Origin of the sequence: Chitinimonas taiwanensis DSM 18899 (genome assembly GCF_900119825.1) — a bacterium.
GTDB classification, from domain to species: domain Bacteria; phylum Pseudomonadota; class Gammaproteobacteria; order Burkholderiales; family Chitinimonadaceae; genus Chitinimonas; species Chitinimonas taiwanensis.
On sequence record NZ_FPKR01000007.1, the window covers coordinates 157224 to 170743 of the forward strand.

Genomic DNA, 13520 nt, shown 5'->3' on the forward strand with positions numbered 1-13520 from the left:
GTGGGGGCGTGCCTAGCTGGCCGCGCCAAATAGATCAGCCTGCTTGACCTTCATCTGCAAGAGCTTGCGCACCGGGGTGGGGATGCCAGCTTTCAGAGCCTCGCTGCGCTGGAACCATTGGGTTTCGGTCTCGTGTACCTGGTTCAGGCTGGCGCTTACCCGCAGCACTTGCGGTGTGATGCTCAGGCGGAAGTGGGTGAATACATGCAGGAGCGTGGGCAGGGTGTCGCCGCTTTCCACTTCCAGGCCAAAGCGTGCGCGGCAAAGCGTGGCAATGGCGGTGGGGGAGTCGGCTTCCGGCAGGCTCCACAAGCCGCCCCAGATGCCGCTGGGCGGGCGCTTTTCCAGCAGGATGCGGCCCTCATGCTTGATCAGCAGCATCACGGTGCTGCGTTCAGGCACGGCCTTCTTGGGCTTGCGCGTGGGCAGCTCGGCCGTGCGGCCTTCGATATGGGCGCGGCAGTCGGCGCGCAGTGGGCAGGCTGCGCATTGCGGCTTGCTGCGGCTGCACAGGCTGGCGCCCAGGTCCATCATGCCCTGGGTGAAGGCGGGCATATCGCTGCTGCTACGCGGCAGCAGGGCCTCGGCCAGTGTCCAGAGCTGGTTCTCGATCTTCTTCTCGCCGGGAAAGCCGTCCACGCCTGCCCAGCGCGTCAGCACCCGCTTCACATTCCCATCCAGAATCGGCGTCAGCTCACCAAAGCAAAAGCCCGCAATGGCGGCCGCGGTGGAGCGCCCTATGCCGGGCAGCGTGGCCATCTGTGCTGCGGTGCGCGGAAACGCGCCACCGAAGTCGCGCACCACCGCCTGGGCGGCCTTATGCAGATTGCGCGCCCGCGTGTAGTAGCCGAGGCCGGCCCAGTGCGCGAGCACGGCATCGAGCGGCGCGGCGGCCAGGTCAGCCACGGTCGGGAAGGATGTCGTGAAACGCTGGTAATAGGGGATGACGGTGGCCACCTGGGTCTGCTGCAGCATGATCTCGGACAGCCAGACACGGTAAGGGTCGTCGGTCTGCCAGGGCAGGTCGTGGCGGCCATGGGCGCGTTGCCAGCGGGTCAGACGGTCGGCGAAGGCGGGAAGCGGGTTTGTCATCTGGGCGTGCAATCGGGAAGCGGCGCCTGCGTGATACGCTGGCCGGCACAACACGTCAACAGGAGGACGAATACGATGCCTAAACAGATCAAGCCGCACGCGGTGCGTCTGGAGTTTGCGCCCGGTGCGCTGGTGCACTGCAATCTATCCGGCGCGGCGTTCAGCGGCAGCGACTGGCTGTGGGTGGCGGGCGATGAGGCCTGCGGCCTGGACCGCCTGCAGCGCCTGACGCCCGAGGGCGAGGAGCAGCTGCGCTTCGGTGCGCCGGTGAACTTCCCGCTGGCAGAACTGCTCGATCTGCCCGGTGGTGCCGAAGATGAGGCCGATCTGGAGGGCCTGGCCCTGGCGGAGGGTTATCTATGGGTGGTCGGCTCGCATGGCATCAAGCGCAAGAACGCCAAGCCAGGCAAGTATGCGAGCGAGAACGCCCGCCGCCTGGCCAAGCTGGCACTGGACCCGAACCGGCGCTTGATTGCGCGCATTCCGGTGGAAGCTGATGCGGCCGGCCAGCCGGTGCTGCGCAGCAGAACGCTGGATGGGCGTAGCGCGCTGCGCCTGAAGGGCGATGCACTCGATAATGAGCTGACCCGCCTGCTGGCCGACGATCCGCATCTGGCGCCTTTCCTGGCCATTCCCGGCAAGGACAATGGCCTGGATATCGAGGGTCTGGCGGTGATGGGCTCGCGTTTGCTGCTTGGCCTGCGTGGCCCGGTATTGCGCGGCTGGAGCGGCCTCCTGGAAATCGCCTTGGAAGAACGTGGCGGCCAGCTGCGCCTGGCCGCGCTGGACAAGGATGGCACCAAGCTGCGCAAGCATTTCCTGCAGCTGAACGGGCTTGGGGTGCGCGATCTGCATTTCTCTGGCGATGATCTCTACATTCTGGCTGGGCCGACCATGGTGCTGGATGGTGCGATCCGTATCTTCCGCTGGGCTGATGCGCGCAGCCAGCTGGCGGCCAACCGCGAAGCATGCAGCTTCCAGGAAACGCTGAGCCTGCATCTGGAGCTACCGCATGGCCAGGGCTGCAACCGTGCCGAGGCGCTGTGCGAGCTGCCGCCCGAACTGGCCGGCGCGCAGCGCCACTGGCTGGCCCTGTATGACGCACCGGGTCCTGAGCGTTGCGAGGGCGAGTACACAGTGTTTGGCGACTTGCTGGCCTGATTCGGCGCTGGGTGTGCTGCGCTGTTGTCTGCATGCCAGCACGGTCCTGGCCGGTTTGCGGCCGGGGCTGGGCCAATGCTAGGCTGGACTCGATGCACGGTGCTTTACGGATGCAATCTGACAGCAGGCATGGATGGGGCAATGGCGATCAGCAAGCAGGCTACCTTGGACGGTTTTATCGAGCTGCTGCTCGATGCGATCTGTGCCGTCGATGCCGCCGGGCATTTCGTCTTTCTCAGCCCGGCCTGCGAGGCGGTGTTCGGCTACCGGCCCGAGGAGATGATAGGGCGCAATATGCTCGATTTCATCCTGCCCGAAGACCGTGAGCGCACCTTGCAGGCGGCCAGCCAAATCATGTCCGGCCAGTCGCAGCCGCATTTCGAGAACCGCTATCGGCGCAAGGACGGGCGCACTGTCCATATCATGTGGTCGGCGCGCTGGTCGGAGGTCGACCAGCTGCGTATTGCCGTGGCGCGCGATGTGACGGCACTCAAGCGCGCCGAGGCCACCCAGGCCGCGCTGTATGCGATTTCCGAGGCGGCTCATGCGGCCGGCGACCTCGCGCAGCTGTTCGAGCAGATTCACCGCATTGTCGATCGCCTGCTGCCGGCGCCGAACTTCTCGGTGGTGTTCCACGATGAGAAGCTGGGCCGCTTGGCCGTGCCCTACCAGGTGGATGCCCAGCCAGCCAGCGCCAATGAGGCGGCCGACTGTGCGCTATGTGCAGCGGTGATACGTAGTGGCCAGCCGCTGCTGTTGACGCCGAATACCCTGGGCGGCCAACCCGCGCCGTGGCGCGCGGCCTTCCGCCCCGACTGGCAGTGCTGGCTCGGTATTCCGCTCAATGCCCAGCGCGGCACCATCGGCGCGCTAATCCTCAAGCGCTATAGCGGGGAGGCCGCCTATGCCGAGCAGGACCGCGAACTACTCCATTACGTGTCCACCCAGATCGCCACTGCCATCGAGCGCAAGCAGCTGTACGCGCGCCTGCAATACCTGTCGCAGTACGACGAGCTGACCCGTCTGCCCAACCGTGTGCTGCTGGCCGACCGCATGGCCACCGCCTTGGCGCGTGCGCGGCGCGAGCAGGGCCGGCTGGCGCTGCTGTTTCTCGATCTCGATCATTTCAAACAGGTCAACGACACGCTCGGCCACACCACTGGCGATGTATTGCTGCGCGAGGTGGCGCAGCGTATCCAGCACTGCCTGCGCGAGACCGATACGGTGGCGCGCATCGGCGGCGATGAATTCGTGGTGCTGCTGGAAGCGATACCCGGCCCCGAGCAGCTGGCGGCCCTGGTCGACAAGCTGCGGGGCGAGGTCAGTCTGCCACTGCAGCTGGATGGGCATCTGTTGTCGGTGCAGCCGAGCATCGGCATCGCGCTCTACCCCGAGCACGGCCAGAACGAGGCGCAGCTATTACGCTATGCCGATGAGGCGATGTACGCGGCCAAGCAGGCAGGCCGCCAGCCCAGCTTGCGCATCAGCGCGATTGCCGACGGCGGCTGAGCGCCTAGCGTCGCTCAAGCGGCACCGGGCGCCTCGAACAGGAAGTTGCCGGCTGCATCCAGATAACCACCCGGGTTCCACGCCACCTCCCAGAGATAGCCGTCCGGGTCGGCGAAATAGCCATTACGCCCACCCCAGAACGCATCCTCGGCCGGCTTGGTGATGGTGGCGCCTTGGGTGGTCAGCCTGGCCAGCAAGGCATCAACTTGCTCGCGTTCGGCCACGTTATAGGCCAGCGCAATCGGCTTGAAACCGCCGGCCAACTGCTCGGGCGCCAGGCCCGCATCACGCGCGAGGCCGGCGGCGGGGAACAGGGCCAGCACAAAGCCATTCAGTTGGAAGAAAGCCACCCCTTCCTGGCTCTTGGGTGACAGCGGCCAGCCCAGCACTTCGGCGTAGAAGGCCCGCGCACGGGCGAGGTCGGCAACCCCCAGGGTCAGGAAACTCAGACGTGGCTGCATGATGGTGGTCCTTATCGGTGGCGCTGCGCCCATTATCGGCGCAATCGGCCCGGCCAGAAAAAACGGCGACCCGTGGGTCGCCGTTATCGTGTGAGGCCGAGCTTACTTGACCGTCACATTCTCGAAGTTGTTATTGGTGAACGGGCTGGGCTTGAAGCCGACCACATTCTTCTGGAAGGCCACCGTGGTCAGCGGCTCCACCAGCGTGGCCCAAGGCATCTCGTCGATGAAGATCTTCTGCGAGGCCTCATACAGCTTGGTGCGCTCCTTGATATCGGTGGTGCGCTTGGCCTTGGTGATCAGCTCGTCGAAGGCCTTATTGCACCAGCGCGAACGGTTCTCGCCCGACTCGGCGGCCGAGCAGCTAAGGTTGGGGGTCAGGAAGTTGTCCGGATCACCGTTGTCGCCCGCCCAGCCATAGATGGTCACATCATGCTCGCCGGCCTTGGTGCGCTTTTGCAGCTCCACCCATTCCATCACCGTGACCTTCACATTCACGCCGATCTTCTTCCAGTCGGCCTGCAGCATTTCGGCTGCCAGCTTGGGGTTGGGGTTGGAACCACTGCTGCCATTACGCACCAGGATATTGATGTCGAAGCCCTTCTCGAAGCCGGCTTCCTTCAGCAGTTTCTTGGCCTTGTCCAGATCAGGCTTATAGGCCGGAATGCTCTTGTTGTAGCCCCACATCTTGGACGGCAGCGGCAGGTGGGCCGGCGAGGCATTGCCCTGCCAGATCGCCTTGATCATGGCCGGCTTGTCGATGGCGTACGCGAGGGCCTGGCGCACGCGCTTGTCCTTCAGCTGCGGCTTTTGCGCATTGAAGGCCACATAGGTGAGCAAGAGGGCCGAGCTTTGCAGCACGGTCAGCTTGGGGTCGGCCTTCAGGCCAGGGATATCGGCCGGGTTCGGATAAACCATGAAGCTGCACTCGCCGCCCTTGAGCTTCTGGGTACGTACCGCGCCATCCGGGGCAATCGAGAAGATCAGCTTGTCGCTGCCCGGCTTGCCGCGCCAGTAGTTGGGGTTGGCGTCGTAGCGGATCTGCTGGCCCTTGTCATAGCGCTTGAACACATAGGGGCCGGTGCCGACCGGCTTGAGGCTGATATCGCCGGGGCGGCCGGCTTTTTCCAGCTGCAGCGCGTACTCTGCCGACACGATGTCGGTAAAGCCCATGCCCAGATTGGCGATAAACGGTGCTTCCGGATGTGCGAGGGTGAACTTGACCTTATAGGGGTCGAGCTTCTCGATCTTCTTCACCAGCTCGGGGAAGCCCATATCGCTTGCATAGGGCCAGCCCTGCAAGCTGGCCTTGGCGCCCGGATGCTTGGGATCGATCATGCGCTGGAAGGTCCACAGCACATCGTCGGCATTGAAGTCGCGCGTTGGCTTGAACCACTCGGTCGTGTGGAATTTCACGCCCTTGCGCAAATGGAAGGTGTACTCGAGGCCGTCCTTGCTCACTTCCCACTTTTCTGCCAGCGCCGGCAGCACCTTGGTGCCGCCCTTTTCGAATTCGACCAGGCGGTTGTAGATGGCCTCGGTGGACGCATCGTGGGTGGCGGCGGCGGTGAACATGCCGCCATCGAAGCCTTCCGGTGCGGCTTCCGAGCAGAACACCAGGGGCTTGGCCTGTGCGGTGGCGGCCAGGGCCAGGGCGATGGCCGTGTATTTGATCAGTTTCATGAATGCATCTCGCTAGAACGAAGCGCGGCGTGCAGCCGCCAGGAAAGACTTACGCAAAAAAGGACAGGCATGCCTGTCCTTTTCCGCATCGGGCGCTCGCTTACTTCACCGACACGCCGTAGAAAGCCATCAGACCGAAGGGGCTGATCTTGAAGTTGCTGACCTTCTTGCTCATCGGCACCGTGACGGTGGAGTGGGCAACGGTGGTCCAGGGCAGTTCCTTTTTGAAGATTTCCTGTGCCTTCATATACATCTCGGTGCGCTTCTTCACATCGCTGGTGCGCTTGGCGGCCATCACCAGGCTGTCGAAGGACTTGTCGCACCATTGGGCGTAGTTGTTGCCGCCTACGGCATCGCAGCTCAGGTTGGTGCCCAGCCAGTTGTCAGGATCACCATTGTCGCCGGTCCAGCCGACCAGGATGGTGTCCGGCTCGCCTGCCTTGGCGCGCTTCAGGTACTCGCCCCATTCATAGGTGGTGATCACGCCCTTCACGCCGATCTTGGCCCAGTCGGCCTGGATCATTTCGGCCATCTGCTTGCCGTTCGGGTTGTAGGGGCGCACCACCGGCATGGCCCACAGGGTCACGCTCAGGTCCTTCACGCCGGCCTTGGCCAGCATGGCCTTGGCCATTTCCGGGTTGTAAGGCGCGTCCTTCAGGTTCTTGTTGTACGACCATTGGGTCGGCGGCATCGGGTTGGTGGCCGGCTGGCCAGCGCCCTGGTAGACGGCGTCGATGATGGCCTTCTTGTTGATGGCCATATCGAGCGCGCGACGCACGACCACATTGTCGAGCGGCTTGTGCTTGACGTTGTAGCCGAGGTAGCCGAGGTTGAAGCCGGCCTGGCTCATCACATTGATCTTCGGATCAGCCTTCAGCACCACGGTATCCGCCGGCTTGGTCTGGAAGGCGATATCGCATTCGCCGCTCTTGAGCTTCTGGGCGCGCACGGTGCTGTCGGTGGTGATGGCGAAGATCAGGTTGTCGACCTTCACTTCACCCTTCTTCCAGTAGTCCTTGTTCGCGGTGTAGCGAATCACGGCGTCCTTCTGGTAGCTCTTGAATACGAAGGGGCCGGTACCAATCGGGGCGGTATTGATCAGGGTCGGCTTGCCGGCCTTGAGCAGGCTGTCGGCGTATTCGGCCGAGTGCACCGAGGCGAAGGACATGGCCAGGTTCTGGATGAAGGCGGCGTCAACATTCTTCAGGGTGAACTTGACGGTATAGGCGTCGAGCTTTTCGACCTTGGTGATGTTCTCGTCCATGCCCATATCGGTCGCATACGGGAACTCGGTCGGGTAAGCCTTACGGTAAGGATGGTTCTTGTCGACGATGCGCGAGAAGGTGAACACCACGTCGTCGGCATTGAATTCGCGGGTCGGCTTGAACGACTCGTTGCTGTGGAACTTGACGCCCTTGCGCAGATTGAAGGTGTAGCTCAGGCCATCGTCACTGACGCTCCACTTTTCAGCCAGACCCGGAATGACCTTGGTCGCGCCACGTTCGAATTCCACCAGGCGGTTGTAGATGGTCTCGGCCGAGGCATCGAAGTCGGTGCCGGCGGTGAACTGGCCCGGATCGAAACCAGCCGGGCTACCTTCCGAACAATACTTGAGCGTGGTCGCAGCAGAGGCGCCGGCAGCGGCAAACACCGAAGCCAGGGCGAAGGACAGCACGGTAAGTCGCTTCATGGAATTCATCCTTGTGGGTTGATGATGTTCGTTCAAAAACCTGCCTGGTGGCCGGCTGAGCAAGCTGCGGGGTCCCGCATGGCGCAAGACGGTAACACAGGCGTAATCGTGAAAACAGCCGCGCGGGGCGGCTGTGGTCATGACTGCTTCCTTACTACAACGGCCTGCTCAGCATAGCTGCTGGGCCGCTGTTTGCCTTGGCGGGCGCAAGCCGGTGATCAGACAGGTAAATCCGGGCAGGGCCAGGCCAGGCGGGCCGCCGCCTGCGCGTGGCGCAGCACGGCCCTGTTAGGGTTTACCCCTGTTTCTTTAGCACCACGCTACCCACCGAGTAACCCGCGCCAAAGCTGGAGATCACGCCGATTTCGCCCGCGGCCAGATTGCCGTGCAGATGGAAGGCGATGATGGAGCCGGCGCTCGAGGTGTTCGCATACTGGTCGAGGATGACCGGTGCTTCTTCCACGCTGGCATCGCGCTCGAGCAGGCGACGCGCGATCAGCTGGTTCATGCTCAGATTGGCCTGGTGCAGCCAGAAGCGCTTCACGCTACTGGGCTGCAGGTCGAGGCTACCCAGATGGCTGGCGATATGCTCGGCCACCATCGGGCAGACTTCCTTGAAGACCTTGCGGCCTTCCTGCACGAACAGCTTGTCGCGCAGATCGCCGGTCTTGTCCTCGGCGCGGTTCAGGAAGCCGGCGTTATTGCGGATATTGTTGGAGAACACCGTGGCGAGCTTGGTGCCGAGGATTTCCCAACCCTTGACCGTGGCGCTGGCCGGGCTTTCGATCACTACAGCCGTGCACACATCGCCGAAGATGAAATGGCAGTCGCGGTCGCGCCATTCGAGGTGGGCCGAGCAGATTTCCGGATTGATCATCAGCACCGCGCGCGCGCTGCCATTCTTCACCGCATTGGCCGCCTGTTCGATGCCGAAGGTGGCGCTCGAGCAGGCCACATTCATGTCGAAGCCCCAGCCAGCGATGCCGAGCGCGTTCTGCACCTCGATGGACAGCGCCGGATAGGCGCGCGGCATATTGCTGGCCGCACAGATCACCCCGTCGATATCGGCGGCGGTCTTGCCGGCGGCGGCCAGGGCCTGGCGGGCGGCGGCCACGGCCATTTCCGCCATCAGCGACAATTCCTCATTGGCACGCGGGGCAATGCGCGGGCACATGCGCTCCGGGTCGAGAATGCCTTCCTTGTCCACCACATAGCGCTGCTTGATGCCGGAGGCCTTTTCGATGAATTCCACCGAGGACTCGGCGCGCGCTTCCACTTCGCCCTTGGCGATGGCGTCGGCATGGCTGGCATTCCAGCGGCGAATGTATTCATTGAAGCTGGCAACCAGCTCTTCATTGCTGATGGCGTGCGGCGGGGTGTAGAGGCCGGTGCCGGTGATGAGTGCGTTCTGCATAGAGACCCTTGATCTGACGTTGGGCGGCCCAAGTGCGGGACTGTCTGCCCTATTTTCTTGAGATGCGTTGCGCTGCAACCCGGAGGGAACCGGGCGCAAGCCATGCCACTCGTTGTTGCACGCCTTGCCCAGACGGCCAGTCTGGGCTTCATCGCGCGCCTAGATTGGCATGGCTTGCGCCCAGTTCGCACTCAAGAAAATAGGGCGGACAGTCCCTAGCAAGCGGCCGGTGGGCAAAAGTGGCCGGATGATAACAGATGGCTAAGGCGCTGCTTTTTCGGGCGGCCTGGTGGCTTCATCGAGCTGGGCGAAGATCAGTGCCGCCAGCGCGCCCAGAAGGCCGACACAGACAAACGTAGCCCGGAATACCGCCAAAGTCTGCCCTGCGCCGAAATGCTGCTGGAAGGCGGACAGCATGGCGGCCGCGCTGGCCACTCCGAGGCTGATCGACAGCTGCATGGTCATCGACAAGAGGCCATTGCCGCCGCTGGCGCCGCGCCCTTCCAGGTCCTTCAGGGTCAGGGTATTCATGGCGGTGAACTGGATGGAATTGACCGCGCCGAATAGGGCCAGCTGGATGGCCAGCCACCAGGTTGGTGTGCTCTGGCCTAGCAGGGCGAAGCTGGCAATCATCAGCCCGACCAGCACGGTATTGACCGTCAACAGGCGCTGGTAGCCAAAGCGGTTCAGCAGCTGCTCGACAATGGTCTTGCTGGCCATGGCAGCCAGCGCCACCGGCATCATGGCCAGGCCCGCCGCCAGCGGCGAGTAGCCAAGCGCCAGTTGCAACATCAGCGGCAGCAGGAAGGGCATGGCGCCGCTGCCCAGGCGGGCGAACAGATTGCCGAGCAGGCCGACCGCGAAGCTCTGGGTCTGGAACAGGCTCAGCGCGAACAAGGGGTGGGGCGTGCGCGCCGCGTGCAACCAATAGGACACCATGCCAGCCAGGCCGCCCAGCATCAACAGACCAGCGGCCGCGCCACCCATGCCGAGCTCGCCAAAGCCCTGCAGGCCGAGCGAGAGCATGACCATGCCGCCACCGAGCAGTAGAAAGCCGACCCAGTCGAAACCGGGCTGGCCGGGCTCGCGGAAGTCGGGCATATAGCGGCGTACCGCCCAGGCGCCGAGCAGGCCGATGGGCAAATTGAGCAGGAATATCCAGTGCCAGGAAGCATATTCGACCAGCCAGCCGCCGAGCACCGGGCCCAGCATCGGCCCGATCAGGCCGGGCATGACTACGAAGCTCATGGCGCCCAGCAGCTGCGGGCCTGGAAAGCTGCGCAGCACGGCTAGGCGGCCCACCGGCATCAGGAAGGCGCCGCCTATGCCCTGCAGCACGCGCGCCAGCACCAGCTGCCACAGGGTGCGCGATTCGGCGCAGGCCAATGAGCCGAGCGCAAACAAGAGGATGGCGGCCAGATAGACGCGCCGGGTGCCAAAGCGGTCGGCCAGCCAGCCCGAGGCCGGCATCAGCAGCGCCACCGTGAGCAGATAGGCGATCACCACCGATTCCATACGCAGCGGGCTTTCGCCCAGGCTGGCGGCGATGCTGGGCAGGGCGGTATTGAGGATGGTGGCATCCAGGGTCTGCATGAAGAAACCCAGCGCCACCAGCCACAGCAACGGCTGCCGATAAAGCGGGCTAGTCATGCGCGGCCCTGCGCACGGCATCAATCATGCGGATTGGCCACTTCCACCAGCTCAGGCTGCAGTACCGGTAGCAGCGCCTGTGGCTTGAGGCCGACCAGGAAGCCGCGCTTACCGCCGTTCAGATAGATGTAATCGAGCGCGAGCACGGTCTTTTCCATGTAGATGGGGATGGTCTTCTTGGTGCCGAGCGGTGAGGTGCCGCCGACCAGATAGCCGGTGTGCTTATTGGCCGCCTCGGGCGTGCACGGCTCGATATGCTTGCGGCCGGTCCGGCGGGCGAGGTTGCGCGTCGAGGTTTCGCAATCGCCGTGCATGAGCACGATCAAGGGCTTCTTCGCTTCGTCTTCCAGCACCAGGGTCTTGATCACTGCATGTTCGGGCACGCCGAGCTGACGGCTCGATTCGGCCGTACCGCCCTTGTCGACGTATTCATACAGATGTTCGGTGTAGGCAATCTTGTGCTGGCGCAGCACGCGCACGGCGGCGGTGACGGGGGCTTTTTCCTGGCTCATGAAGGCTGGGGCGGGTTGACGTGCAGGGCCTCAATGGTAGCGCGCCGCGAAGCGCGCGGCAGTACCGTCGGCATGCACGCTCTTCACCGCCTCGTTCAGGCTACTGATCAGCGCATCGGGCACGGCGCGGTTGCAGGCCAGCCACATCTGGCTATCGCGTGGCTCGCCGCCGCTGAGCAGCAGCTTCACATCGTGCTGATAGCCTTCACGCTTGGCCTTGTAGGCGCCGCTGATCGAGCCGGCCACCCACAGGTCTATACGTCCGGCCATCAATTTGGGCAGATTCATCAGATCGGCCGGCGCACGGTCCAGCCTGACGCCCTGGCGCTCCACATAGTCGCCATAGGCATCGGCCACATAGCCGCCCACCCGGTAATTGCGCGCCTCGCCTAGGGTGCGCAGCTTGATCTTGCTATCCACGCGGGCGAACAGGGAAATCCGGTCATCCACCAGCGGGCCCACCCATTTGTGCCCCTGTTTTTCCCGCTCCGCGCTGCGCACTGCCGAGTACACGCAGGTTTGCGGCTGGCTGCGCGCCATGGCCAGCGCACGCGCCCAGGGCAGCAGCTCGAATTCGGCGCTCAGCTGGGCGCGGCTCAAGGCCTCGCGCAGGATCAGAGTGGAGATGCCGGAGACCTGATTCTCTTCCAGCATATTGAAGGGCGGGTAGTCCTCGGTCACGAAGCGCAAGGCCAGGGCGGGCGTACTCATGCACAGTGCCACGCAGGCAAACAGAGCGGCGGGGTAGGGGGGCATGTTGTCTCCGATACAGATCGGCGCCGCCTGCGGCGACACTTGTAATAGGACAGTAGACATCGGCAAGCATTCCCACCAGTACGACTAGCGCTGCAGGTCGACGCCGGCAAGGCTAGAATCCCGAGCAATTCAGTCGGGAATCCTATGTCTGCCACACCACTTCTACCCGCCGGCCTGCGTCGCCTCGGGCCCGCCTTCTTCAGCGAAGTACAGTCCGAGCCGGTGCGCAGCCCGCAGATGGCCGCCTGGAATGCCGAGCTGGCCGAGCAGCTAGGCCTGCCCGCCCAGCCGACCGAGGCCTTGTGCGAGGGGCTGGCCGGCAATGCGCTGCTGAGTGAGGCCGCACCGATTGCCAGCGTGTATGCCGGCCACCAGTTCGGCGTGTGGGCTGGCCAGCTGGGCGACGGGCGTGCCATGTTGCTGGGCGAGCTGGCCGGGCAGGAGATCCAGCTCAAGGGCGCCGGCCAGACGCCGTATTCGCGTCGCGCCGATGGGCGCGCAGTGCTGCGCTCCAGCATCCGCGAATACCTGTGTTCGGAAGCCATGCACGGGCTCGGCATTCCCACCACGCGCGCGCTGGCCCTGGTGGCCAGCCCCGAGCCGGTCTGGCGCGAAACGCTGGAGACCGCCGCCATCGTCACCCGCGTGGCGCCGTCCTTCTTGCGCTTTGGCCACTTCGAGCATTTCTACTACCGCCAGGACCATGCGGCGCTGCGCGCGCTGGCCGATTACGCGATGGCGCGCTATTTCCCGCATCTGCAGGGCGAGGCCCATCCCTATCAGGCGCTCTTGGACGAGGTGGTCGAGCGCACCGCCGAGCTGATCGCCGACTGGCAGGCGGTCGGCTTCTGCCATGGGGTGATGAATACCGACAATATGTCGCTGCTGGGGCTGACCATTGATTACGGCCCGTTCGGCTTTCTGGATGGCTTTGATGCCGGCCATGTCTGCAACCATTCCGACCATCAGGGACGCTATGCCTATGGCCAGCAGCCCGAGGTCGGCCTGTTCAATCTGAACTGTCTGGCCCAGGCCCTGCTGCCGTTGCTGGAGCGCGAGGAGGCGATTGCTGCGCTCAGGCGCTACCAGGGCGATTTCGAAGCCGCGCTGGCAGAGCGCTTTCGCGCCAAGCTGGGCTTGGTGGTGGAGGATGCTGATGACTGGCAGCTGTTCACCCGCCTGTTCGATCTGCTGCAGGCTGGCAAGACCGACTGGACGATCTTTTGGCGCGCGCTGAGCCGCTTTGACAGCCAGGGGCTGAATGCGCCGATCCGCGATCTCTTCGTGGACCGGCCGGCCTTTGACGCCTGGGCCTGGGACTATAAGGCGCGCCTGGCGGCCGAGGGCCGCCCGCAGGCCGAGCGTCAGGCGGCCATGCTGGCGGTGAATCCGAAATACATCCTGCGCAATCACCTGGCCGAGCAGGCGATACGTGCAGCCAAGGATGGCGATTTCAGCGAGATCAGCCGGCTACAGGCCTTGCTGGCGCGGCCGTTTGACGAGCACCCGGCCTTCGAGTCCTATGCTGGCCTGCCGCCCGATTGGGCGAGCACGCTGTCGGTCAGCTGCTCGTCCTGAGCGCCGGCCCGCCC

Annotated in this window: 11 protein-coding genes; 3 read left to right on the forward strand and 8 right to left on the reverse strand. The window is 64.1% G+C overall.

Translation table 11 applies throughout. From position 1 onward, the window contains the following. Positions 1-12: 12 nt before the first annotated feature. Positions 13-1092, reverse strand: coding sequence for an A/G-specific adenine glycosylase (gene mutY, locus BT173_RS10325; protein ID WP_072428566.1), 1080 nt, complete (start codon positions 1090-1092; stop codon positions 13-15). Between the two features lie 75 nt (positions 1093-1167). Between mutY and BT173_RS10330 the strand changes: the two genes are divergently transcribed. Together BT173_RS10330 and BT173_RS10335 are read left to right on the forward strand one after the other, a co-directional pair. Next, entirely contained in the window at positions 1168-2253 is a 1086-nt protein-coding gene (locus tag BT173_RS10330) for a DUF3616 domain-containing protein (RefSeq protein WP_072428567.1), read from the forward strand. A 141-nt stretch (positions 2254-2394) separates the two neighbouring features. After that, positions 2395-3762, forward strand: coding sequence for a sensor domain-containing protein (locus BT173_RS10335; protein ID WP_072428568.1), 1368 nt, complete (start codon positions 2395-2397; stop codon positions 3760-3762). A 14-nt stretch (positions 3763-3776) separates the two neighbouring features. Here the strand turns inward: BT173_RS10335 and BT173_RS10340 are convergent, their stop codons facing one another. From BT173_RS10340 to BT173_RS10370, 7 genes are all read right to left on the reverse strand, one after another. Then, positions 3777-4223 carry a VOC family protein gene (locus BT173_RS10340; RefSeq protein ID WP_072428569.1) on the reverse strand — a complete coding sequence of 149 codons (447 nt, stop codon included), beginning with the start codon at positions 4221-4223 and terminating at the stop codon, positions 3777-3779. Between the two features lie 102 nt (positions 4224-4325). Beyond that, a complete protein-coding gene (locus tag BT173_RS10345) occupies positions 4326-5906 on the reverse strand; it encodes an ABC transporter substrate-binding protein (RefSeq protein WP_072428570.1) in 1581 nt (526 codons plus the stop codon). Positions 5907-6006: 100 nt separating this feature from the next. Further along, positions 6007-7605: an ABC transporter substrate-binding protein gene (locus tag BT173_RS10350; protein WP_072428571.1), complete on the reverse strand. Its 1599-nt coding sequence runs from the start codon at positions 7603-7605 to the stop codon at positions 6007-6009. 286 nt (positions 7606-7891) lie between these two features. Beyond that, positions 7892-9010: a beta-ketoacyl-ACP synthase III gene (locus tag BT173_RS10355; RefSeq protein ID WP_072428572.1), complete on the reverse strand. Its 1119-nt coding sequence runs from the start codon at positions 9008-9010 to the stop codon at positions 7892-7894. A gap of 261 nt (positions 9011-9271) precedes the next feature. Further along, positions 9272-10660, reverse strand: coding sequence for a multidrug transporter subunit MdtD (mdtD, locus tag BT173_RS10360; RefSeq protein WP_217651445.1), 1389 nt, complete (start codon positions 10658-10660; stop codon positions 9272-9274). A 20-nt stretch (positions 10661-10680) separates the two neighbouring features. Further along, the gene (gene ybaK / locus BT173_RS10365; RefSeq protein ID WP_072428574.1) at positions 10681-11172 is read right to left on the reverse strand and encodes a Cys-tRNA(Pro) deacylase; all 492 of its coding nucleotides are present in this window, start codon (positions 11170-11172) and stop codon (positions 10681-10683) included. A 30-nt stretch (positions 11173-11202) separates the two neighbouring features. Next, positions 11203-11928, reverse strand: coding sequence for a substrate-binding periplasmic protein (locus tag BT173_RS10370; protein WP_072428575.1), 726 nt, complete (start codon positions 11926-11928; stop codon positions 11203-11205). A 144-nt stretch (positions 11929-12072) separates the two neighbouring features. Here BT173_RS10370 and BT173_RS10375 point away from each other — a divergent pair, with 144 nt between their 5' ends. Next, a complete protein-coding gene (locus tag BT173_RS10375; RefSeq protein WP_072428576.1) occupies positions 12073-13506 on the forward strand; it encodes a protein adenylyltransferase SelO in 1434 nt (477 codons plus the stop codon). Positions 13507-13520: the final 14 nt, after the last annotated feature.